This is a genomic window from Paenibacillus algorifonticola (genome assembly GCF_000971975.1).
GTDB classification, from domain to species: Bacteria; Bacillota; Bacilli; order Paenibacillales; family Paenibacillaceae; genus Pristimantibacillus; species Pristimantibacillus algorifonticola.
Genome location: NZ_LAQO01000016.1, coordinates 58,754 through 82,034 on the forward strand (window position 1 = coordinate 58,754; position 23,281 = coordinate 82,034).

The window sequence follows — 23,281 nt, forward strand, 5'->3', positions numbered from 1 at the left end:
CGTAACATGAAACGAAGGAGTCTTACCAAAATGAGCAAAAATCAAGGCAATCACCGACTTCCAAGGGCCAAGGGAACAGATATGGCTAGCTTTTATAGCCCGAAAGACTGTGCGAAAAAGGTGAAACGCATCGTGCTGCCGCCGATGAATCGGCAAATCGTAGAAGAATTTTTCACGATTATGGGCATGAAGGAAAAGTTTGAAGAGCATGATGTGCCGATTCCCAACAAAGTTGTCATGTACGGGCCGCCAGGTACAGGGAAAACATTGACCGCCTTCTACATCGCGCAGCGGCTGGACGTTCCGCTTATTTTGGTTAGGCTCGATGCGATTATCCACAGTCATCTAGGGGAGACGGCGAGCAATGTCCGCAAAATATTTGATTATGCCAAAGCGACCCCCTGTGTCCTATTTCTCGATGAGTTCGATGCGATAGCAAGGACCCGTGAAAATAATGATGAAGTGAAGGAAATGGCGCGCGTCGTTAATACGCTGCTGCAGTGCTTGGACGAGTTTGATTGCGACAGTATTTTTATTGCGGCAACCAATTTGGAGGAGGAACTGGACAATGCGATATGGCGGCGCTTCGATACGAAGATGCATTATGGCATGCCGGATGATAGCAGCAGGTACGAATATATATCGTTGTTAATTGGAGATTTTGAACAGCAGGATCATATTTATGATACGGCCGCCAGTCTGCTTGCCGGGTGCAGCTTTGCGGATATGGAGCAAATTGTGCTCAAGGCAAAGCGTAAAGCGATTATTGAGAGCAGCCCGCTGCTCCAGTCTCATATTCAGGAGGCATTGACCGAATATAAACCGAAAATCATCGCGGTGTAGTGGTTAGGTTTTTTGGCGATGGGGAAGGGGAGACTCGGCTTATACGATATGGAGAGAAGGATGGTGAGGAAGAATGTCTTATAAGACAAGTATGAGCATGGCTTGCGAAGCGGAAAAAGTAATAAGCATGCATACTGCGCAGCGCTGGCAGCGGCGTGAGCGGGAACTGCAGAGCTGGCTGGCGCGTGAAAAAATAACCAAGCACCCGAAGCAAACGTTGCTGCTGGGGCATGTCTCGATCGATGCGGAGCTGCTCCCTGCGCTCACGCTGCTCAAGGAGCAGGGCATACCGACGGAATTTTCATGCGCTGGCGTTAGTGTGCTTGATGAGCCGGAGGATCATTCACTGTATGCGTATATTACATTTCCGGCTTGCGAACAGACGGAGCGTTTCATACAGCTTGCGATACAGCGAATGAAGCATCGCCTGCTCGTAACGTTCGAGCCGGCTCGGAACCGCTATGACCTATCCTCTTTTTATATTGGGCATAACCGATCCTTTTGCCTGCTGATGCTGCGCTGTGCTCAAGCTGTGGCTAAAGAGCAGCATCGGCCAAAGAGCTAGCGAGGTAGAGATCTGCATTGCAATATAAAATGTATGATGTGTGGATGTAAACCTGTAAAGCCAAACACCCCGCCAGCAATCGCCTGACGGGGTGTTTGGTATTCTTTCTTCTAAGTTAAGCTTTATTTCCACTTTTGCTCAATAAACTCGTCGCGGCCAGATTGCTCGCGATCCTCTTTGTAATGCTTTGGATTTTTTTTATGGAAGTTTTGATGATACTCCTCCGCCATATAAAACGTATCTGCCGCCCGAATTTCTGTTGCGATCGATTTATCGAAGCGTCCGCTGCTCTCCAGCTCCTGCTTGGAAGCGAGCGCCAGGGCGTGCTGCTCTTCATTATGGTAAAAAATCACCGTGCGGTACTGGCTGCCACGATCTTGAAATTGTCCACCTGCGTCCGTTGGATCAATTTGCGGCCAATATAGCTCAAGCAGACGCTCATAAGGGAACAGCTGCGGATCGAAGGCAATTTGCACAACCTCAGCATGTCCCGTTTCTCCTGCTTTTACCTGCTCATAAGTAGGGTCCTTCAGATGACCACCCATATAGCCAGATACAATACTATGTATGCCTGGGAGCTCCTCGAAAGGGGTAACCATACACCAAAAACAGCCGCCTGCGAATGTTGCATATTGCATAACGTATTCCTCCTTGACGCTTATAAACATTTGATAGGCTAAACGTTAGCCTGTCTTTTTGAAAAAGTCAATTGTGATCGGCCAATGCTGATTGCATTCATGGTCAAGGGAGCAGCAGAGCGTGCAGCCCATCTTCAGATATGACCTTAATGCCATGCTGGCGGAGCAGCGCTGTCGTCACGCCATTTCCCGCTATTTTTTCACCCGAAAATTGTCCATTGTAAATCATTGTACTGCCGCAGGAAGGACTGTTCTCTTTAAGCACGACTACTGTGGCTTCTAATTCGAGCGCTAGCTCTGATTTGGCTTATTATTGTCACATTTTTTGCTGTGCAATAGCTCGATAGGGCTATTACCATTCATGGCTTCTTAAGGTACGATGAGGCAGGTAATCTTGTATCATTTGAAAATATGGAGGTAAGCTTACATTGCATATGCGAAAAATCATCCCCTTATTACTTTTCATAGGCTTGCTGCTGCTCGCGGCGGCCTGCTCCAACGTGTCAAGCACGAACGGTGAACAAGCAAAACCGACCGAGAAGGAGTTGTCTTTTCTTTTTAACTTTGCAAGCCAAACGATTGATCCACATCTGGATTATACCCCGCTTAGAGCAGGCGTCGTTGAAACGCTGGTCAAGCTGGGCGAAGACCTTCAAATCCAGCCTTGGCTTGCGGAAGAGTGGAGCAGCCCGGATGGGCAGCATTGGACGTTTAAAATCCGGGAACAGGTGACGTTCCAAAATGGCAAGACGCTGGATGCAGCTGCCGTCAAGCAATCACTGGAGCGGGCGATGGAGCAAAATCCGGGCGTTAAGCAGGTTTTGAAAATCAAGCAAATGGAAGCGAGCGGACAAAGCCTGCAAATTACGACGGAGCAGCCATTTCCCCAGTTTCCATCGGAGCTAGTTCACCCCAATACAGCGATTATTGACGTGTCTGCACCGGAGCCTGATAAAAAGCCAATCGGAACCGGTCCTTTTCAAGTGGCCGCGTTCGCTTCCGGCAGCTCGCTTAAGCTGGATCGCTACGACCAGTATTGGGATGGGGCAGCAAAGCTCAGTCATGCTACCTTCAGCTTTAATGAAGATGCCAATGCCCGCTTGTCAGCGCTTATGGCTGGGGATGCGGATATTGTGTACCGTCCGCCAGTAGAAAGCATCGAAACGATGAAAAGTGACGCCAGTCTGCATTTGGATTCTGTCGTCAGCCTGCGGACGCATGAGCTTATTTTTAATACAAAGCATGCGGATTTTCAAAACAGCTACGTTCGCAAAGCTTTCGATGCGCTCGTCAACCGCAATGACTTGAAGGACGCCATTATGGGCGGCCAAGCGACGATTGCCAGCGGTCCTTTTTTGCCAGAATTTCCGTTTGTGCCCGCCTATGAACCGAAGGAAATCGGATTGGACGCCGCTCGAAAATGGTTCCAGCAAGCAGGCTATGAGGTCGAGCAGGGCAAGGTAAGCAAGGATGGCCAGCCGCTTTCCTTCAAGCTGGTCACATACGCGTCCCGAGCGGAATTTCCATTGCTGGCCCAAGTGCTGCAATCGCAAGCGAAGGAACTAGGCATTACCATTACGATCGCACAGGTAGATAAATACGAAGATTATTTGCTGGAGAAGGGCGATTGGGATTTAGGCACATACAGCCCGTTAATTGCGCCGCGCGGGGATGCGAGTTATTTTCTAAATGTAGCCTTTAAGCCGGATGGCTCGCTGAATTTCGGTAAAATCAACGATAAAGAGCTGAGCACTTGGATTGATAAGCTGGATCAGACGGTGGACACAGATGAGCGCAATGCTTTAATTAAACAGGCGCTTACCCGTATTGATGAAGAAATGTACTATTCCTACCTCGTGCATCCGAATACGCTCGTTGTGTACCGCGACAAGGTAAAAAACTGGGTGACGAGTAAAAGCGAATATTATATGCTGACGAACCAACTGGATGTGGAAGTGAAGTGAGCATCGTTTGGAAAAGGGGCGTAGAGCTTGTTCTGTTTATTCTGCTGCTTTCCTTCGTCAGCTTCGTCTTCGTCAAGCTTGCCCCTGGAGATGCCGTTAAGCAAATGCTCCGTTCAGATGACGTTGCCGTAACAAGCTCGGAAATCGAACGGCAGAGGGAAGAGCTGGGGCTAAACGAACCGGTATTCATACAATATGGTCATTGGCTTGCAAAATTAGTGCGACTAGATTTGGGCCATTCCTATATGACGAATCGGCCAGTAAGCGAGGAGCTGCTTGGTAAAATGCCAGCGACGCTGCTGCTTACCGGCAGCTCGCTGCTTATTTTATTACTCATTGCATTGCCGCTTGGCGCTTTGTCGGCCCTTTATCCGAATCGTGTCATTGACCGCGCAAGCCGTCTCCTTGCTGTAATGGGTACTTCTATCCCTAGCTTTTGGCTAGGGCTTCTTTTTATAGAAGGGCTGTCCGTACGGGCAGGCTTATTTCCGTCGATGGGAACGGGGACGCTTGCGCATCTCGTGCTGCCATCACTGACACTTGGTCTTACAATGTCTGCTGTTTACGTCCGCTTAATTCGCTCCAGTCTTATGGACAGCTTAACGCAGGATTTTATTCGCGGAGCACGGTCACGCGGCATTGGCAGCGGAAAAATTTTGCTTCTTCATGCTTTTCGCCACGCGCTTACACCCGTTTTGACGATGTTTGGTGTCAGCGTGGGCAGCTTGCTTGGCGGCACGGTTGTCATTGAGGTGCTGTTTGCTTATCCGGGCATGGGCAAGTTCATTGTGGATGCCATTCAGAGCAGGGATTATCCGGTCATTCAAGGTTATATGGTCGTGATGGGAATTGTCGTCACGCTTATTCATTTACTGGTGGATTTGGCGAATCATGCTCTGAACCCGGAAATACGTTTGAAAGGGGAGAACCGATGAAGAAGTTAAGCCCTGCAGGATATATAGTAACTCTGCTTTTCGCAGTGCTTGCTTTCTCGGTTTTCCTCGTTCCGCATGATCCGTATGTGGTGAATCTTAACGTCCGCTTGCTGCCGCCGAGCACACAATATTGGCTGGGTACGGATGGACTGGGCAGAGATCTGTTTTCCCGCCTGTTGATTGGAGGGCGAAATACGATTGGGGCTAGTCTAATCGTGCTTGTAGCAGCGCTAAGCATGGGTATTCCTGTGGGGCTGCTGTCGGGGTATGTGGGCGGCTTTGCGGATCGTCTATTTATGCGTGTGTCGGATTCCTTCCTCGCTTTTCCGGATTTCATGATTGCAATTGTGTTAAGCGGCCTAATGGGGCCGGATGTGTTCAATCTGATCATTGCCATTGCAGCGGTCAAATGGATCGCGTACTCGCGTATTGTACGCAATAGTGTCAGGTCTGAAAAACATAAGGATTATATAGCTATTGCCCGCTTGAACGGGCTAAGCTCGTTTCGAATCGTTATCAAGCATTTGCTGCCGCATGCGTTCAGCAATGTGATCGTTATTGCTTCGCTGGACGTGGGCAAAATCATTTTGATGATTGCGTCGCTTTCCTACATTGGACTTGGCGTTCAGCCGCCGTCGCCAGAATGGGGAGCGATGCTGAACGAAGGCCGCGCCTATTTTCACCAAGCTCCGTATTTGATGATTGCACCGGGACTGGCTATTATGCTTGTCGTACTATTGTTCAACGCTTGGGGTGACCGGATTCGCGATCGGCTGGATGTGAAACGAAGCAGGGAGTAAAGGAGATCACGGCGATGAGCGTATTAAAAATAAAGGGACTTAGCTTAAACGCAGGGCAGCAGCAGCTTGTTTCGGACCTTCATCTATCCATTGAAAAGCAGCAATGGCTCGCTTTAATTGGCGAAAGCGGCAGCGGCAAAACCCTGACTGGCTTAGCGATTGGCGGCTTGCTGCCTCATGCTGTGCGCATGACGACTGGCCAGATTTTTTTGGAGGGACAATCCCTTTCGGAGCTTTCGGCACAACAAATACGCGGCTTGCGAGGCAAAGATATTGCTTATATTTTTCAGGATTATGCGGGGATGTTCAGTCCCTTTATTCGACTGGGGAAGCAGCTGGATGAAACGCTTCAAGCGCATAGTCGCTTAGGACGCAGGGAGCGGAAAAAGCAAATTTTGACTTGCTTAGGAGAGGCGCGTCTGCCAGCAGAGCGCGTATTTAACAGCTATCCATTTGAGCTGAGTGGCGGCCAATTGCAGCGGGTCTCGATTGCAGCAGCGCTGCTGCTTCAGCCGAAGCTGCTTATTGCCGATGAACCGACGACTGCGCTGGATCATGCAACGGGAGAGGAAATACTACGTTTGCTAAAGGAAATGCAGGAGCGAATCGGCTGCGCGATCCTGTTTATTACGCATGACTTAAAGCATGTCAGGCGTTATGCCGATCAAGTGGCGATTATGCGCGAAGGCTGTGTGCTGGAGTCGGGCGATGTGCGGGCAGTGCTGGAGCAGCCCACACATTCCTATACGAAGCAGCTTCTTGCGGCTGAGCCGATTCTATTGTCGTCACTAACATTAACGCCTGAGCGAGAACCGATGCTGCGGCCAGTAGACGCCCATCAATCCATGCTGGAGCAGGAAAAAAGATTTGAGGCCAGCAGAGGGAATCGTATGCTTGCCGCTCAAAATCTAGTCAAAACGTACCCGAAAGGCATCAAGGCGCTGGATCAAGTGACTTTTACGCTGAAAGCAGGGGAGTGTTTAGGGCTGGTCGGTGAGAGCGGCAGCGGTAAAAGCACATTGGCTAGATGCTTGATGCTTATAGAGACACTTGACGAAGGCCAACTTATATTCCAGCAAACGTCGCTGCATAAACGGAAAACTCAGGCACAGTCGTTCATAAGCGGACGTATTCAAACGGTATTTCAAAATCCAGCAGCCAGTTTGAACCCGAGGCTAACGATTGTAGATTCGTTAATGGAGCCGCTGGATGTATTCAAGGACAAATCGCCTGCGTTTTTAGGCGATTGCCGATATAAACGGAATGAAGCCGCTGCTCTTTTGCTCGATATGGTAGGGCTTCCGGCTAGCGTGATGCGGCAATATCCCCATGAGCTGAGCGGGGGCCAGAAGCAGCGGGTATGTATCGCCAGGGCGATCAGCATTGCGCCTGACTTTATTATATTGGATGAGCCGACCGCAAGCCTGGATATGATCATTCAGGCCCAGATTTTAAAGCTATTGCAGCAATTACAGCAGCAGCTTGGTTTTGCCTGCTTGTTTATTTCGCATGATTTGGCAGCCGTGCAGCTCATGTGCAGGCGTATTATGGTGCTGCAGCATGGGAAAATCATAAGCGAATATGAACGATTTCCTGCTTCATCAATTCAATAAAGCGTTGTGCCGCTTTGGTCAAATAACGGTCCTTTAGCCAGATGAGTCCGGTGGCAAAATGTAGTTCATAAGCCTTACTTATCTAGCCAGAAGAAATGCCCGAAGGCTCCTTTGAAGGGGACTTCGGGCATTTTTTGATCAACGATTATGAAAATAAGGAAGTAAGCGACGCTTAATCCATGTAAGGTGTTACATGAAAATTAATCCAGCTCAGCGCGTGTGAAGAGATCGCTGATTAAATCATGATCCTCACAGGCTGCTTTGAAGGCTAATGCAAATTTCACCAGAGCTTCCCGATTGCTGGAGTACACGCAGAACATGCCGGCCTCCGGGTCGAAGTGGATATGCTGGGCAAGCTCCGGCATTTTTTCCTCCAAAAATACAGCGGCAAGCGAGCTCCAGTCATAGCCGCTGCCTTCAAAGCCTTCATACGCCCTCGTATCAAACAGCGCCTGCTTGTAGGTACCGGCATTTAGAATGACAGACCAGGATTTATTGTCGTGGTCAATAAAGATAAAGGGCTGCAGTTGTGCTGTGATTCCGTCAGCATCCGAATGAAGCAATGCTTTGTTGGCAGGGGCTGCATAGGCGTTTAACTGCTCAATCACCTGCTTAATAGCTTCATTCGTCATGGAGAGGGTACGATCCGTTACAGTGATTTTTCCCAGCTGAATGCGATTATCGAGCCAGTCCGTAATAAAGGCTGGAGCATAGCCGCCTGTGCTAAACTCACCGTCACTGCATGCGATCATCGTATCGTAGTCATCGACATATTTTTTCTTCGTTGGATATGGATAAGTTTTAGTATAGAGCCAAAATTGCAAATCATACATCAAGGTTGATAATTCATCGGCGTGAAAGACGAAATGCCCTTTTTCCTCGGTAATTTTAGTGCAGATCGAACGAATTTTTCCTTCTAGATTATCCGTTTCCGTAACAGCAGTACATAGCTCAGTCAGTAGAGGGGAAAACTCGCCTTCTGCTACCTTTTTCAAATCAGCTTCTTTATCCTCAGCCGAGGTGTCATATTCATCATCATGAACGAGCCCTTTAATAAAAGCTTCAAAGCTGCATGCCAAATAAGTAATGTTGTATTCGTCCTCTTGATCGACGTGAACGACGGACGGTTCACCTTCTGGGCCGCTGAAGCGGTAATCCAGCATAATGACATCATGGCCTGCAGATGGACAGTCGCAAATGACAATCCCAAGGTCAGGATATCCCCATTCTTCTATCATAAACCGGCTCCCCAAATCGCCGCCAAGCGTGTAGGATTTATTGCGTCCAATGCCCATAATGCCTGTAATCGCGACGTGATCCTCTGACCATGAGGTCGGTTCCTCCGTTGGAAAACGGCAATTGACGGGAACCCCGCCGTTTTGGGTGTTCATTAAGGCGATGTAGGAAGCTGGTAGCTTGTAGCCAAGCTCCTGCTCAATGGAGGCGATAAGTTCAGCGGTTGGATGCGGCATCACATAAGACTTGCGGGCATAGTCGCTGTCCTCCCAAAAGCTCTGTAAATCGAACGAGGCGAAGGGCACGTCTTTCCCGGTGCCGCGATTTTGCCCGGCTGCTTCGCTTTCTGCTACATAGCGCTTATTCTGGAGCACCATTTTTTCGGCGAGCGGCTTGGTCCACTCCAAAAACTCCAAGGTTGATACCGATTGGGGGTCCAAGCGACGGGACAGCTCAAAAGCCTGTAAGGCGTCCACATAACGAGCTAGAGAATAGTAAGCATAGCCTTGGCGAAAATGCCATAAAGGATCGTTTTTACCTTGCTCGGAGATTAATGAAAGCTGATGAAGCGCATCGCGATAACGCTCTGTATTGTTAAGGGCCCTGGCAAGCTGGATAATGATCTCATAATTTCTGTCGGCTTCAGGGATTTCCTGCAATCGATCAACGATGTTCTCGAACGCTTCTTCCTCATGCCAAAGGTTGATTTGTGCCAAAAGCTGCTGATCCATAAGTGCGCTTCACTCCTCATATGAAATAGCCATATCTTTTATGATATATTGTTAATTATATCCTGAAACGAAGGCGGCTGGCTAATCCTTAAGCGGCTAAGCGGGAACGCAGGGTATAATAAAAGAGTCAGCAAATTGATGAAAAAGTAGGCGATCGAAGATGAGCGAGAAGCAAGCCAATATAAATACCGGATGGAACTTTGACAACAGCTACGCCCGTTTGCCAGACGGATTGTTTACAGCAACAAACCCAACGCCTGTACGCTCGCCAGATCTGATTATTTGCAATGATCCGCTAGCTGCATCTTTAGGGCTGGATGCCGAGACGCTGAAGAGCGAGGAAGGCGCAGCTATGCTTGCTGGAAATCAGATTCCCGAAGGCGCTTTGCCGCTTGCCCAAGCTTATGCGGGGCATCAGTTTGGCCATTTTAACCGCTTGGGGGACGGACGAGCTTTGCTGCTGGGCGAACAAATAGCACCCTCAGGCGAACGAGTCGATATTCAGTTAAAAGGCGCAGGTCGAACGCCATATTCTCGCGGTGGCGATGGCCGTGCGGGGGTTGGGCCAATGCTGCGTGAATACATCATTAGCGAAGCGATGCATGGGCTGGGCATTCCCACTACCCGCAGCTTGGCCGTCGTTAAAACAGGTGAGCCTATTTTCCGTGAGGATACGCAGCAGGGGGCGATTCTGACCCGGGTAGCTGCGAGCCATATCCGTGTCGGAACGTTTCAATTTGCTGCTCAATGGGGAGCAGCGGAGGAGCTGCGAGCACTGGCGGTCTACACCGTGCAAAGACATTTTTCACCTATTGCTGCTGATGCAAATCGCTATCTTTCCTTGCTTCAGGAAGTGATTAAGCGCCAAGCATCGCTCATTGCCAAATGGCAGCTTGTTGGTTTTATTCATGGCGTAATGAACACGGACAACATGGCGCTTAGTGGCGAAACGATTGATTACGGCCCATGTGCCTTTATGGATGCTTATAACCCAGCGACGGTATTCAGCTCCATCGATAGTCAAGGTCGTTATGCCTATGGAAATCAGCCTTACATCGCGGTCTGGAATTTGGCAAGATTAGCCGAATCGATATTGTCGCTCCTGCATGACGATGAGGAGCAGGCGCTAAAGCTTGCCGAGCAAGCTTTAGCGGATTTTACAGAGCAATACCACCGTCAATGGCTCACGGGCATGCGTGGAAAGCTGGGGATTTTCAATGAGGAGGAGCAGGACGACGAGCTAATGAAAGACCTGCTCACTTTGATGGAAAAGCATAGCGAGGATTACACGAATACGTTTGTCGCGTTGACCTTTAACAAGCCGGATGACTCTGCTCTGTTTAACAGCGAGGAGTATACAGAGTGGCATGAGCGGTGGCAGAACAGGCTGGGCAGACAGGAGCAATCGAGCAAAGAAGTCGAACAACTCATGCGCAGCAGCAATCCAGCGATCATTCCGCGCAATCATCGGGTGGAAGAGGCGCTGGAGGCGGCGGTAAAAGGGGATTACAGTGTGATGGAGCGGCTGCTCGAGGCGCTTGCCGATCCGTATGCGCATTCTCCAAAGCAGGCTGATTATGCGGCATTGCCTGAGCCGTCAGACTGTGCTTACCGCACTTATTGCGGAACGTAAATGCACGAATATGGACATTACTTCCATAATCCTGCATAATACACTCAAGAACGACAACTGAAAATAAGCTTGTAAACTATTGTCGAAATTCATGCGATATGCGAGAGGTGGAATCGTTTTGTCGAAAACGGAAGAAATCACCGCTTTTATAGAAGCGCTGGATGTGCCATGGCAGGTCGAAGTATCGAATCAGCTGCGCAGCCTGATACATGAGGTCATTCCAGACGTTCAGGAGCGACTGCAATATAAGAAGCCTCATTTTTTGAAAAATGGAAAGTACGCGGCGGTCATTTCGCCTTCTAAAAAAGCGGTTTCCTTCACCATATTCCATACGACGGGTCTGGATTTACCAGCTGAGCTGTTTGAAGGCCCGAAGGAGCGGAAAACGATTAAAATTCAGGAAAAGGATACCCCTGACTATTCGCAATTGACGGAGTATCTGGAGCAGGCGTCCAAAGAGCTTTAAGCCTTTCCTGCTTGCCCGAAACCTATAAAGCTGTCCAAGCACAAGAATGGAACTGAGAGGCTGCTGCAGCTCACAGCACAACTTTCTGATTTGTGCGGGGACAGCTTTTTTATTAATACGCTTCTGTTTTAGCTCAAAGCTTGAAGGTAAAGGAGAGGCCGATGAATAGGGAAGAGGCTTTACTATTATTAGAATGTCATGCCTTTGCGTTTGAAGATATCGAGCATGAGAAGATGACGAACGGTTTTCTCGGCATGCTTCGCCCATTTGGCGGTCAGCTCGTGGAAGAGAATTTTCATGAGGTAATGACAATCCTTGATGTGCTGTCGCCCGAATTAACGAATAAAACGGTAAGCAGTGAGATGATGGCCTGTTTATGGAGCATTTGCCATTTGGGCAGAGCCTGGGCGGTAGAGCCGGATGGCATGCTGCGGAGCAACGGCCTCATTACGGCAGTGCAAACGAAGCAGATGGAGGAGTGGCTGAGCATCATCTCTTACGCAGTGATGATCCTGCTGGAGGACGGCGGAGCAGAGGAAGCGTTCTGGGGATATGAAGAATATAAGAGAGAGAGGAATAAATGATGGAATGGACGCTTGAAGATGTAGAACAGACCAGCAAGCTGTATCCAGACAGCTTCTTTATCCCGCCTGCGAAGGAGCGGCGGGCGCAAGAAGTAGGACGACGGGTCAGATTGCATTTTACACTGGCAAGCCCAGGGGAAAATGAGCCGAGAGCCGAACGGATGTGGGTGGAGATTACAGATTTTAACCAAGCGACTGAGCAATACACGGGGGTGTTGACGAACCAGCCGGTCTATTTGAAAAGCTTGAAGCTAGGAGACAGCCTGGTGTTCGAGCCGCAGCATATTGCCAGAACGATTCTGCGGGAAGGCGATGAGAGATGGCTTGCGGATGGCGAAAAAATGGCACTCGTATCTAGACGCTGCTTGGAGCAGGGCGATGCCGTGTGCTGGATGTACCGTGAAGCTGGCGACAATGAGCACGATAGTGGCTGGCGTTTGTTCGCGGGCGATGAGGAAGACAGCTATATTAACGCCGATAATATTTTCAGAGTGCAAGTTTATGAAATGGTAGACCGGGACGCTAGTTTATTGGCGCCCTTTAAGGGAGCACATGGCTCGTCGGTTGAAAGGCAAGGAAGAGAAGCTGCCTGGGAAGAGGTAGTGGAGGAATAGTAGAATGACCCACTTCCCTTGCAAACGACAATTTATCAATAAAAGCTGAGAAGACTCCTTCCTCTTTAGGGAGGAGATGAATAGGTAGTTTTTTTATTTTACACGAACAGATGTGCTATAATCATAACAACATATATGGAAGGAGGTGGGTGGCGTGTTGGTGCATAAAGCTTATAAATATCGGATCTATCCGAATGAAAAACAACAAACTCTGATTCATCAGATGTTTGGCTGTTGCCGTTTTGTATACAATCATTTCTTGGGCTTATGGAATGATACCTATACGGCAACAGGCAAAGGATTATCCTACAACACTTGTGCCACCCAACTTCCTGCCTTAAAACAAGAACATGAGTGGTTGAATCTTGTCGATAGTATTGCGTTGCAATCGGCAGTTCGAAACGTGGCGGATAGCTTTAATCGATTCTTTAAGAAACAAAATCAAGCTCCACGTTTCAAGAGCCGTAAGCTTCCTGTTCAAAGCTACACCACCAAATACACGAATGGCAATATAGCTATCGAAGGGGATCAACTCAAGATTCCAAAATTGGGCTGGCTTCGCTTTGCCAACTCCAAGTCGACAGAAGGACGCATTCTATCTGCAACGGTTAGGCGGAATGCGGCAGGAAAGTATTTCGCATCTATCGTCTGTGAAGTCGAGGTTCAACCTTTGCCGCAAACCGACAAACATATCGGTATTGACTTAGGACTCAAAGCGTTTGCTGTATGCTCCGATGGCATGCGGGTTGCCAATCCTAAAGCGTTTCGAAAGCACGAAAACAGATTGGCGATGTGGCAACGCCGCATGGCTCGTCGCTCAAAAGGCGGCTCTAATTGGCAAAAAGCTAAAAATAAAGCAGCTCAAATTCATGAAAAAATTGCAAATGTTCGTCATGATTTTTTGCATCAACTCACAACGAAGCTGATTCGTGAAAACCAAACAATCAGTATCGAGGACTTAAAAGTGACAAATATGCTTAAAAACCATAAGTTAGCCAAATCCATTAGCGATGCGTCTTGGGGTGAATTCGAACGACAGTTATCGTATAAATCGCAGTGGTACGGACGCACGGTGAAGTTCGCAGACACATTTGCTCCGACGAGCCAAACGTGTCATGTGTGTGGACTCATTCATAAAGAAGTGAGAAACCTTAGTGTGCGAAAGTGGGTATGCCCTTCATGTGGTGCAGTTCATGATCGGGATGAAAATGCCGCACAAAATATAAAAGACGTTGCAGTGTAAACTACAACGCCATGAACTGTGGGAACTGCAATAGCAGATTTCCTGCGAAAACTGCGGGAACCGCAGGGATCGCTTGGTTAATTTTGCTTCGTTTAGAAGCAACTACCCGAGAATCCCCCCACTTCAAGCGTTAGCTAAGTGATGGGAGCGTTCAATCTGGATAAATAGCGTAATTTCAGCATGCTATATAAGTTGAACTAAAGAAAGCAATGAGAGTAGTTACGACCTGTGCTCTCATACAAATCAATCTTTCAACTATATAGATTAGTAGAGGAGAGAGCCTAATGTCTGATTTTGATGATCTCGCAGCGCAAAGGCGCAAAAATCTAAAGCTTATTCAATTTAATCAAGAGGATCAATCGCTTGTCGAGTCGGATAAGCCAGCGGAAACGTTCGATGATGTAGGTGGACTGGAAGATGTTAAAAAGAAAATTCGCATGAACTTCATTTTGCCGCTAAAGCAGCCGGAATTGTTCGCAGCCTATGGCAAATCAGCAGGAGGAAGCCTGCTGCTGTTTGGGCCTCCGGGGTGTGGCAAAACGTTTCTGGCGCGAGCAGTGGCGGGCGAAATTGAAGCTAATTTTATCCATATTGAGCTGCAGGCGATTCTTTCGATGTATACGGGGCAGAGCGAGCATAACTTGCATGATTTTTTTGAAAAAGCGCGCCAGTGCAGGCCTTGTGTCATTTTCATAGACGAGCTTGATGCAATGGGCGGCAGCCGGAACCAAATGCGTCAGCATCACGATCGCATGCTGGTCAACCAACTGCTGTTAGAGCTGGACGGCCTGCAAGCGGAGAACGAGAACGTATTTGTAATTGGCGCAACCAATACGCCATGGTATTTGGATTCCGCGCTCAGACGTCCTGGACGCTTTAACCATCTTGTATTTGTACCGCCGCCAGAGGAAGCGGAGCGCCAAACGATTTTGGGGCTGAAGCTGAAAGGCAAGCCCGTGGATTCGCTGAATTTGGAGCGGATTGCTGCCGAGACGAAATATTTTTCAGGAGCTGATTTGGAGCAGGTCGTTAGCGATGCGGTGGAATCGGCGATGGAACGCATGCTGGAGACAGGTGAAGTGCAGCCGATTTCCCAAAATGATGTGAAAGCCGCAGTGAAATCCCGCAAAGCGACAACGCTGGAGTGGTTTTCGACCGCGAAAAACTATGCGACCTTCAGTGATGTAAACCGTGACTATCAGGTTGTTCTGGATTATATGAAGAAGCACGGCATTAAGTAGCAGGAAGGAGCAGGGAAAAGCTTTGGCGGAAGATAGAGATTTTGAGCAAAATACTTATGCTGCTGTATACCAGTTGATTGAGTGGAACCGGTATAAGGAAGCTCTGGTGCAAGCGGAGCAGATTTTGCGCCATAACCCGGAAGATACAGATGCTTTGGCACTTATAGCACGGATTTATTTACTAATGGAGGATTACGAAAAAAGCTTATATTGGTCCGGTGAAGTGTTAAAGCGCGAGCCGGACCATACAGATGCTTGGTATGTGCGGGTTGTCACCTATTACGAGACGGATGATGAGAAGGCCTTTCTGGAAGCTGCATATGAAGCTTTGCGAATTGAGCCATACAGCGCCCACTACCACTATCTGCTTGCTAGCCAAATGAACAAAATAGGGAAATTCAAGGAAGCGAAGGAGCATCTCCTGCAAGCGCTCCAGCTGAATGCGGAATCGCCGCTTTATTTGGCTGTACTGAGCTATACGGAAGCGCTGCTGGGTCATTTTGAGCAATCGGAGCAATTGGACAGGCAGGCTATTCAGGCAGAAGCGGAAAATCCAGGTGTGCTGCTGCATCTCGCTTGGGCGGCAGGCCACCGCGGCGACTATACGCTGCAGGAAAAGTATATGCAAAGCGCCGTCAGGCTCAATCCAGAGGATAAGCAGTATCAGGATGAATATTTGAATGCTTTGCAAAATAGCCATAAGCTGTATCGTCTTTTTTTAGCACCGATGAAGATCATAAGGCGCATGAAACGCTGGCAGATTTTTGTCAGCTGGTTAGCGGCTGCGATCTTTTTTAGACCGCTCCTTATTCTGTTTATTGTGCTCTATATTATGTCCTATTGGATGACGAAGGCGATCGTGCATGTTCGCGTTTTTGGCTGGCGGCGTCGTGGATCTTGAATCATCCTTTTGCAGCTAAAAAGATTCGAAGCGGGGCGATAAGCTGTTTCCGGTACTTTATCGGAGGCAGCTTATTAGTTTATATTGCGACTGAATAGGCAACAGGAATGAAGGCTCTAGGAAGGGGGGCGGTCATGCAAAATCTAGCAAACTTGATGAAGAGACTTATCTTTACTTCGGTTCACTGCTATTCTTTCCGGGGTCAAGCGGACGATCAATTAACCCCGAAAATGCTCCATACCTATGCCATAGGCTATGTAACCGCTGGCAAGGGCTTACTAAAAATGAACGGTACTGCAACTCAAGTCAAGCCAGGTGATTTGTTTTTTCTACAGCCTGAAATGATGGTTGAAGGGCATTCTGATTCCACGGATCCGATTCAGTATTCACTGATTCTTTTCTCCTGTATGCAGTTGAGCAAGCCTGTTGAAGGCTGGTCAGTCAAGCGGCCTATTTTTCCATTGCAGGGGAAGATTGCGCTAGTTGAAGATCGTTCTTCTGTCGAGGGGCTAATCCAGCAGTTATTTGAATTAAGCCAGCATTTCCTTGTACTGGAGAGACATACGATTCATTATGTTCTCTCAAGTCTGTTGCTAATTATAATGGGCAGAAATATACCTGCGAAGCAGCAGACCGTGGGCATGGAGCATGTGCTGGCCTATATGAATGAAAATTACACGAAGGATTTGCAGGTGAGCCAGTTAGCGGAGATGGCGGGCTTCAGCACGAATCATTTTACGAAAACGTTTAAAAATCAAATGAGCATCACACCTTCAGAGTATCTTTTGAAACAACGGATTATAAAAGCAAAGCAATTATTGGTTTCCTCGATGAAAGCTAAGCGTGTAGCTGAGCAGGTCGGTTACAAGGATGAGCATTATTTCAGCAGAGTTTTCAAAAAAGCCGAAGGCGTTGCTCCTACCTTATATATTAAAAACAAATGCCATCGCATTGCCGCATTATATTATGGGCTGGATGACCATCTGATTACACTTGGATATAAGCCAGTTGCTGCACTATCCTATACGGAACGGGTCTCCTCTACCTATACCATCCCCATGCTAAATGAGTACAGCAAGGAAAGCTTTATGCTCCAAGGCGGCCAGACGAATTACGATAAGCTGCTGAGGACAAAGCCGGATCTGATGCTGACAAGTGATCGACTGGAGCAGGATGAAAGGTTAAATCAGATTGCGCCCACTGCCGTGCTTAAGCATTCGAACAAATACGGACAGACGTTGGAGCAACTTGCAGGCCTATTAGGTAGAGAGCAGCAGGCCGCGGTATGGATAAGCAGGTATGGCGAGAGAAAGGAAAGACTGAAAGAACGAATGAAGGCGCACTGGGGGGAACAAAGTGTTTATTTTATAAGGGTGAGCCAGAACTTCTATCGGGTATACGGAAAAAGAAATCAAACAGGCAGTCTTTTTTATGATGATCTGGGATTATCGCTTCCGGGTGGGTTCCCTGCTCACGAATGGGCGCTCGATATCCAGTTGAACGATCTGCCGTTGTTGAACCCACAGCATATTTTTCTTATGGCTGACCCAACTAATGGCTCGAAAATGCGCCTGCAGCATTTACTTCAATCGGAAGAGTGGCAAGCCCTTGATGCGGTACGTCGCCATCATGTATATGACGCTAGCGATTTATTTTTCAAAGCGCTGGGCCCTTCCGGGAGAATGTGGGCGATGAATTATGCGGCATTTAAGCTGGGCATAACAGAATGAAAAGATCCACCATAATAGCATGGAATAATCCATGGTTAATGGAAGGGCCTTTCTTTATGATTAGTGATAATGATTATTATTACTATAAAGAGAGGGTTAAAACAAATGAATAAGCACCGAATGATGTACCTCGTATTTTTGGCTATGCTGCTGCTTGCAGTGACGGCTTGCGGTAAAGGAGAAGGTCAAGCGAGTGAACCCGAACAAACGAATCAATCTGTGGAGAAAGCGACTCGTACCGTTACCCACCTGAAAGGGGAAGCCGTCGTTCCCGCGAAGATCGACAAAATAGTTGTGCTCTCCGCTGCCTATATTGATCATCTGCTCACAATCGGCGAAAAACCAGTTGGTGTGAATGTGGAGACCCGCTATGGTGGAGACTACCTTCCTTATTTAGCAAGCGAGCTGGAAGGTGTAGAGCTGGTAGGCTCTGCGGATAGTCCCAATTTGGAAGCGATTGTTCAACTGGAACCTGATGTCATTCTCATAGAGAGCCGAACTGCGGAAAATACGTATGCACAGCTGGAGAAGATCGCACCAACGCTTGTGCTTGGTACGGAGTGGCTGGAGTATGGCGATGATACGGCCTACTGGACTGCGGATTTATTGAAGGTGGCCGAGTTGTACGACAAAGTGGATTTGGCTAAAGAGAAAATTGCCGAGCTTGATGAAAAGACTAAGCAAGCCAGTGAGAAGATAAAGGCGCTCGACAACCATAACCTTGCCTATTTAAGAGTCAGAGAGAAGAACCTGCAAATTTACGCTGAAAAAGGCCATCCTACGAGTACGCTGCTGTATCATGATCTCGGCTTTTCGAAAACTTCATCGACGCCTGAGGAGCAGCGCGGCGAGCTGTCATTAGAAGTGATTTCCGGTTTAGATGCACATTATATCGTGCTTGAAGTTGATCCTAATGGACGGGATAATTTGAAGAGCATCAACGAAAGCTCATTTTGGAATAAGGTTTCTGCGGTGCAAAATAATGAGGTGTATGAAACAGACTCGTTTTGGCTGTTTAAAGGCTGGGGCGTCATTGGCCGTGGACAAATTATAGATGAAGTATTGAAAATGATGGAATAAGAAGATGGGGGAGCATTCTCAGCAGGAACAGGCGGTTAACTTTTTACAAGAGAATTTTCATATTTCCATAGGGGAGTTGGAGGAAGAAGCCTATCCATTCGCAGCTGTAGAGCTTCTAGATCATGCCAGATGTTCTCACATTATGAAGCTCCAATCCAGACAACTGGAAGATCCGGGCGATATCGTAGTGGGAACCTTGTTTGCAAAACGTTACTCTGTATTTTTTATGGGGCTGGTGTCTGCTGTTAGTTTATTTGATTGTCCACTGGAAACATCACCAGCAAGTGTGCGATTTCGGATAACTAATTTCGCAGCAATGGAATATCAAGCAACGTTTGTGGCTCGTCCATGGCTGCCCGTTTTAGAGCTGGAACAGCGCAAAGTAGAGGTTAACGATTGGACGGATCGATTGCTGCGGCATACGGAAAGGATTTTGACAGCGGTATCCTCACATACAGGAGTAAAGGTTAACGTCATGTGGTCGCTGATTTCGCATTATGTTCAAAATAGTTATGCCCGTCTGGAGCAGAATACTGGCGTTTGGCAAACGGAACAGCGATTGCAGCTTATTATGGCCGATCGGAATAATTTGTTTGAACAAAGGAAGAGCAATCCGCTGGCTGTTTCATTTCGCGAATTTGATCATCCTCAATATGGAGGGGCTCCGTTTCTTTTACGCCGTTATTGCTGCTTGGCATACCAGCTGCGGCGTGAGGGACAGCAGGTGCATGGGTATTGCAGTACTTGCCCGAAAATCAGCGAAGAGGAAAGGCTCGATCTACTGATAAATGGAACAAATACTTAGCTGATAACGAATAGAATAGGTGTGTTTTTAGAGAAGCTCCTGCGGCGTAAGCTGTTGGGAGTTTCTTTTTTATGGGAAGTAAGTTAGCGATAATGGTGAAAAAAATTTAAAAAAACGTACGAAGAGACACGTAATAAGACAATCGATAGCGTCACTAAAACAGTCAGTGATTCTGTAAAATAATCCATTCCTTGTGGCCAGGATGGTCAGTTGCACACCTGCAGCGCAAAACGCTACAATGAGGAGAAAGGCAGAAGGGGTAGATGGGAATGAAATATCCAGATCATTATGTATCGTATTTAGTTGAGTTTCATGCAACGAGAGATTTTTTCGAATGCCATGAGCTGTTGGAGGAGTATTGGAAGGAGCATCCCGCAGATGAACGGGCGCTGATCTGGGTAGGTCTGATTCAGCTGGCTGTCGGCCAATATCATGAGCGGCGAGGCAATCTTGCAGGCGCAGCAAAAATGTATGCGCAAGCGCTCGGCAAGCTGACCGCTGAATCACTGGACAGCCTCGGGCTAGATGGTGCCAAGGCAGTAGTGGAACTGGAAGCCGCACTCGCAAGGGCAGAAAAGCTAGAAGATGCCATTTCGTCCGCTTATAAAGATATTAATCTCGTTATTGTCGATGCCCAGCTGCAAGTGTTATGCGAGCAGGAATGCGCAGAAAGAGGATTGGCACAGTCGAAGTGGGGATTGCCAAGCGAAATGGCAGATGAAGCGCTTATCCATCGTCATACCTTGCGGGACCGTAGCGATGTCATTGCCGCGAGAGCAGAAGCGATTGCCGCGAGAAAAAAGAAGCCGTCCACGCACAATCGTTGAACGGTTCTGCGCAAGCAGCTAACGGTTCAGCTTCCCTTTTGTGCGGGAACGGCTTCTTTTTCAAATAAATAGGTTTATGTAGGAAAGGCTCACGGTTATTCTTGCTTCAGCTTGTCATATCCGTTGACAATCAGATCGAGTTGGCCAGTTTCCGGCTCTATCGTCATGCCGTGAACGGGAACGTTTGGCGGAAGCAAAGGGTGGTTGCGGATAATGCCTACGCTTTTCTCCACGCTTTCTTTCACATTGTCGAATCCAGTCAGCCAGCGCATAAAATTGAGCCCGGAATGCCTCAGCGTTTCAACCGTCTGCTGGGGTACGCCGCGATCCGTCATGTGCTGGACGATGACCTCAGGATTAAGTCCAGTCATGCCGCAGCCATGATGCCCGACGACAAACACTTCATCGGCTTGCAGTTCATAGATGGCGATTAATACGCTCCTCATAATATTGCCGAACGGCTGGGTGACGATGCCGCCGGCGTTTTTGATGATTTTGGCGTCTCCGTTGCGCAGGTTCATCGCTTTCGGCAGCATTTCAGTCAGCCGCGTGTCCATGCAGGTGACGATGACCATTTTGCGGTCGGGAAAACGGCTCGTTATGTACTGCTCATAATCTTTGCGCTCGACAAAAGCTTTATTGTCGTTCATGATTTGATCAACGTTGTTCATAGGCTCCTCCTATATCTGGTGTTGCAGGTTAAGCTTAGTTGAATGTTCATAATACACAGTTGTACATAGGCTGGAGCCGTCAGGCCGTCAGAAATCGCAAATTAAGGGAATAAATTTGTCCGTCGCTTTTTAAACTGAATGTTCCACGTTCTGTATCATAACCGATGCGCAGTTGAGGTTCAAAAAAAACTTCATGACGAGGCTCATACAAAAAGTTGAAGGGCTGACCTTGTGTTAACCGATCGTCTGCACTAGGTTCCTTTACAAGCTGGAGGGCAGGGACACCGCTGACGACGCAGCCGCAGCCTTCTGTATCATGCAGAAGCTTAAGCTGGTGAACGCCGCCTTCTAAAAAAGGAGAAAGCTGCTCAACTGCAGATGGCGAAAAAGTTATAAACATAGGTGATGCCTCTCTTCCATTTCAATTCGCTCTTTAATGATGTTTAGATTAAAGTTGATTATACGTACAGTAATCGGTAAGATCAAGTTAAGATCAGATGAAATATTAACGAATGATGTTATCCATAGGTAGCACTCGCTCGTTTTATATGTTGAAATAGGCTGATCTTCTATTTATTTGGAAAGGGTGATGAGAAATGACCGTACATAACTCGAAGGCGCTAGCTCCATTTCTGGAAACGGTGAAAAAATTGAAAGCTTACGGCGAGGCGCTTGGCGTGCTTTATTGGGACCTGCGCACCGGCGCTCCGCGCAAAGGCATGGATATGCGTTCGGAGGTCATCGGATCTTTGTCTGGCGACATGTTCAAGCTTTCCACATCGCCTGAATTGGGTGAATGGCTGAGTGAGCTGGAACAGCCGGAAACGTTTAGCGGACTAAGCGAAATAGAGCGCAAGCTTGTAACGGATACAAGGGAAGAATATGATCGCAGCGTCAAAATTCCTCCGAAGCTTTATGAGGAGCATGTCGTTATTTGCTCCCAGGCTGAATCCAAATGGGAAGAAGCGAAGGCAGCTAACGATTACGAGGGCTTCCAGCCTTATTTGGAAAAAGTAATCGACTATACGCAGCAGTTTATCGACCTATGGGGGCCGAAAGAAACCCGCTATGACACGCTGCTTGACCAATATGAGCCAGGCATGACCGTGAAGGAGCTGGACAAAGTGTTTGGAGGCTTGCGCGAGCAACTGGTTCCACTGGCGGCAGCGATTGCGGCTTCCAAGCACCAGCCGGATACATCATTCCTGCGCCAAAATTATGACAAACAAGCTCAAAAAGCGTTCAGCCTACGGATTTTGAAGCAGATGGGCTATGATTTTGAAGCGGGCAGACTTGATGAAAGCACGCATCCATTCGCAACGGGACTGAACACAGGTGACGTGCGAATTACGACACGTTATTTAGAAGATGATGTGACGAGCGCCTTGTTCGGTACGATTCATGAGGGCGGTCATGCGCTGTATGAGCAAAATATTATGGCCGAGCTGGATGGAACGACGCTAAGCACGGGTACATCAATGGGCATCCATGAATCGCAATCGCGTTTTTGGGAAAATGTTATTGGCCGCAGCAAGCCGTTTTGGCAGCATAATTTTGCAGCTTTACAGCAGCAGTTTCCGGGTCAGCTGGATGTGACGCTTGATCAGTTTTATCGGGGTAATAACATCGTGCAGCCGTCTCTTATTCGCATTGAAGCCGATGAGCTGACGTACAATCTTCATATTATTATCCGCTATGAAATTGAGAAAATGATCTTTAATGAAGGCGCGAAGGCCGCAGATCTTCCAGCCATTTGGAATGATAAATATAAGGAATACCTGGGTATTGAACCGCCGACAAATGCAGAAGGCGTCCTGCAGGATGTGCACTGGTCCGGTGGCGCATTCGGCTACTTCCCGTCGTATTCTCTCGGCAACATGTATGCGGCGCAATTCGCCGATACGCTGGAGCGCGAGCTGCCGAACTTCTGGGAGCTTGTAAGTGCAGGGGATCTGCTGCCGATTAAAGAATGGCTCAGCGAGCGTATCTACAAATATGGCAAGCTCAGAACACCTTCTGAGTTGATCCAAAATGTAACCGGAAAGCCGCTGGACCCGCAATATTTGGTGAAATATTTGGAGAAGAAATATAGCGAGATTTATAAGCTGTAGTTGTGGAAGTTTGAGAAGTAGGTTAAGAGTGTGGTGGGCTTTTGGTTTGA

The 23,281-nt window shown here is 48.0% G+C and carries 22 protein-coding genes and 1 pseudogene; 18 read left to right on the forward strand and 5 right to left on the reverse strand.

Features of this window, described 5'->3' with window-relative positions:
* Positions 1–30: 30 nt before the first annotated feature.
* Entirely contained in the window at positions 31–843 is an 813-nt protein-coding gene (locus WH37_RS20550; protein ID WP_046232502.1) for an AAA family ATPase, read from the forward strand.
* Between the two features lie 73 nt (positions 844–916).
* On the forward strand, positions 917–1,408 hold the full coding sequence (locus WH37_RS20555; RefSeq protein ID WP_231594301.1) for a hypothetical protein: 492 nt from the start codon (positions 917–919) through the stop codon (positions 1,406–1,408).
* Positions 1,409–1,530: 122 nt separating this feature from the next.
* Here the strand turns inward: WH37_RS20555 and msrA are convergent, their stop codons facing one another.
* Together msrA and WH37_RS34890 are read right to left on the reverse strand one after the other, a co-directional pair.
* Positions 1,531–2,046 carry a peptide-methionine (S)-S-oxide reductase MsrA gene (gene msrA, locus WH37_RS20560; RefSeq protein WP_046232503.1) on the reverse strand — a complete coding sequence of 172 codons (516 nt, stop codon included), beginning with the start codon at positions 2,044–2,046 and terminating at the stop codon, positions 1,531–1,533.
* Positions 2,047–2,149: 103 nt separating this feature from the next.
* Positions 2,150–2,338: pseudogene (locus tag WH37_RS34890) on the reverse strand (2-thiouracil desulfurase family protein); the annotation flags it as partial.
* A gap of 142 nt (positions 2,339–2,480) precedes the next feature.
* Between WH37_RS34890 and nikA the strand changes: the two are divergent.
* From nikA to WH37_RS20585, 4 genes are read left to right on the forward strand one after another with little or no spacing between them, the layout of a single operon-like run.
* Positions 2,481–4,010: a nickel ABC transporter substrate-binding protein gene (gene nikA / locus WH37_RS20570; protein ID WP_046232623.1), complete on the forward strand. Its 1,530-nt coding sequence runs from the start codon at positions 2,481–2,483 to the stop codon at positions 4,008–4,010.
* Positions 4,007–4,945, forward strand: coding sequence for a nickel ABC transporter permease (nikB, locus tag WH37_RS20575; RefSeq protein ID WP_046232504.1), 939 nt, complete (start codon positions 4,007–4,009; stop codon positions 4,943–4,945). Before nikA ends, nikB begins: the two co-directional genes overlap by 4 nt.
* Complete coding sequence (gene nikC, locus WH37_RS20580) at positions 4,942–5,745, forward strand: nickel transporter permease (protein WP_046232505.1); 804 nt, start codon at positions 4,942–4,944, stop codon at positions 5,743–5,745. The genes nikB and nikC overlap by 4 nt, the downstream gene beginning before the upstream one ends.
* A 14-nt stretch (positions 5,746–5,759) precedes the next feature.
* Positions 5,760–7,358 carry an ATP-binding cassette domain-containing protein gene (locus tag WH37_RS20585; RefSeq protein ID WP_052737108.1) on the forward strand — a complete coding sequence of 533 codons (1,599 nt, stop codon included), beginning with the start codon at positions 5,760–5,762 and terminating at the stop codon, positions 7,356–7,358.
* Between the two features lie 200 nt (positions 7,359–7,558).
* Here the strand turns inward: WH37_RS20585 and WH37_RS20590 are convergent, their stop codons facing one another.
* The gene (locus tag WH37_RS20590) at positions 7,559–9,325 is read right to left on the reverse strand and encodes an Imm51 family immunity protein (protein WP_046232506.1); all 1,767 of its coding nucleotides are present in this window, start codon (positions 9,323–9,325) and stop codon (positions 7,559–7,561) included.
* A 160-nt stretch (positions 9,326–9,485) separates the two neighbouring features.
* Between WH37_RS20590 and WH37_RS20595 the strand changes: the two genes are divergently transcribed.
* From WH37_RS20595 to WH37_RS20645, 11 genes are all read left to right on the forward strand, one after another.
* Positions 9,486–10,958, forward strand: a complete 1,473-nt coding sequence (locus WH37_RS20595; RefSeq protein ID WP_046232507.1) for a protein adenylyltransferase SelO — start codon at positions 9,486–9,488, stop codon at positions 10,956–10,958.
* 118 nt (positions 10,959–11,076) lie between these two features.
* Positions 11,077–11,424, forward strand: coding sequence for a DUF1801 domain-containing protein (locus WH37_RS20600; protein ID WP_244898590.1), 348 nt, complete (start codon positions 11,077–11,079; stop codon positions 11,422–11,424).
* A gap of 161 nt (positions 11,425–11,585) precedes the next feature.
* Positions 11,586–12,008: a hypothetical protein gene (locus tag WH37_RS20605; protein ID WP_046232508.1), complete on the forward strand. Its 423-nt coding sequence runs from the start codon at positions 11,586–11,588 to the stop codon at positions 12,006–12,008.
* The gene (locus WH37_RS20610) at positions 12,005–12,622 is read left to right on the forward strand and encodes an immunity protein Imm33 domain-containing protein (protein WP_063838032.1); all 618 of its coding nucleotides are present in this window, start codon (positions 12,005–12,007) and stop codon (positions 12,620–12,622) included. The genes WH37_RS20605 and WH37_RS20610 overlap by 4 nt, the downstream gene beginning before the upstream one ends.
* A gap of 154 nt (positions 12,623–12,776) precedes the next feature.
* Positions 12,777–13,865, forward strand: a complete 1,089-nt coding sequence (gene tnpB, locus WH37_RS20615) for an IS200/IS605 family element RNA-guided endonuclease TnpB (protein ID WP_052737109.1) — start codon at positions 12,777–12,779, stop codon at positions 13,863–13,865.
* A gap of 284 nt (positions 13,866–14,149) precedes the next feature.
* Positions 14,150–15,106: an ATP-binding protein gene (locus tag WH37_RS20620; protein WP_046232510.1), complete on the forward strand. Its 957-nt coding sequence runs from the start codon at positions 14,150–14,152 to the stop codon at positions 15,104–15,106.
* Positions 15,107–15,128: 22 nt separating this feature from the next.
* A complete protein-coding gene (locus tag WH37_RS20625; protein ID WP_046232511.1) occupies positions 15,129–16,007 on the forward strand; it encodes a tetratricopeptide repeat protein in 879 nt (292 codons plus the stop codon).
* Between the two features lie 134 nt (positions 16,008–16,141).
* Entirely contained in the window at positions 16,142–17,737 is a 1,596-nt protein-coding gene (locus tag WH37_RS20630) for an AraC family transcriptional regulator (RefSeq protein ID WP_046232512.1), read from the forward strand.
* 105 nt (positions 17,738–17,842) lie between these two features.
* On the forward strand, positions 17,843–18,817 hold the full coding sequence (locus WH37_RS20635; protein ID WP_046232513.1) for an ABC transporter substrate-binding protein: 975 nt from the start codon (positions 17,843–17,845) through the stop codon (positions 18,815–18,817).
* A gap of 4 nt (positions 18,818–18,821) precedes the next feature.
* Entirely contained in the window at positions 18,822–19,622 is an 801-nt protein-coding gene (locus WH37_RS20640) for a hypothetical protein (protein WP_046232514.1), read from the forward strand.
* 269 nt (positions 19,623–19,891) lie between these two features.
* A complete protein-coding gene (locus WH37_RS20645; RefSeq protein WP_231594302.1) occupies positions 19,892–20,449 on the forward strand; it encodes a DUF309 domain-containing protein in 558 nt (185 codons plus the stop codon).
* 95 nt (positions 20,450–20,544) lie between these two features.
* Here WH37_RS20645 and WH37_RS20650 read toward each other — a convergent pair whose 3' ends face one another.
* Both WH37_RS20650 and WH37_RS20655 read right to left on the reverse strand, forming a co-directional pair.
* On the reverse strand, positions 20,545–21,120 hold the full coding sequence (locus tag WH37_RS20650) for a beta-class carbonic anhydrase (protein WP_046232516.1): 576 nt from the start codon (positions 21,118–21,120) through the stop codon (positions 20,545–20,547).
* A 79-nt stretch (positions 21,121–21,199) separates the two neighbouring features.
* Entirely contained in the window at positions 21,200–21,520 is a 321-nt protein-coding gene (locus tag WH37_RS20655) for an iron-sulfur cluster biosynthesis family protein (protein ID WP_046232517.1), read from the reverse strand.
* A gap of 196 nt (positions 21,521–21,716) precedes the next feature.
* Between WH37_RS20655 and WH37_RS20660 the strand changes: the two genes are divergently transcribed.
* A complete protein-coding gene (locus tag WH37_RS20660; protein WP_046232518.1) occupies positions 21,717–23,231 on the forward strand; it encodes a carboxypeptidase M32 in 1,515 nt (504 codons plus the stop codon).
* The last annotated feature ends 50 nt before the right edge of the window (positions 23,232–23,281 follow it).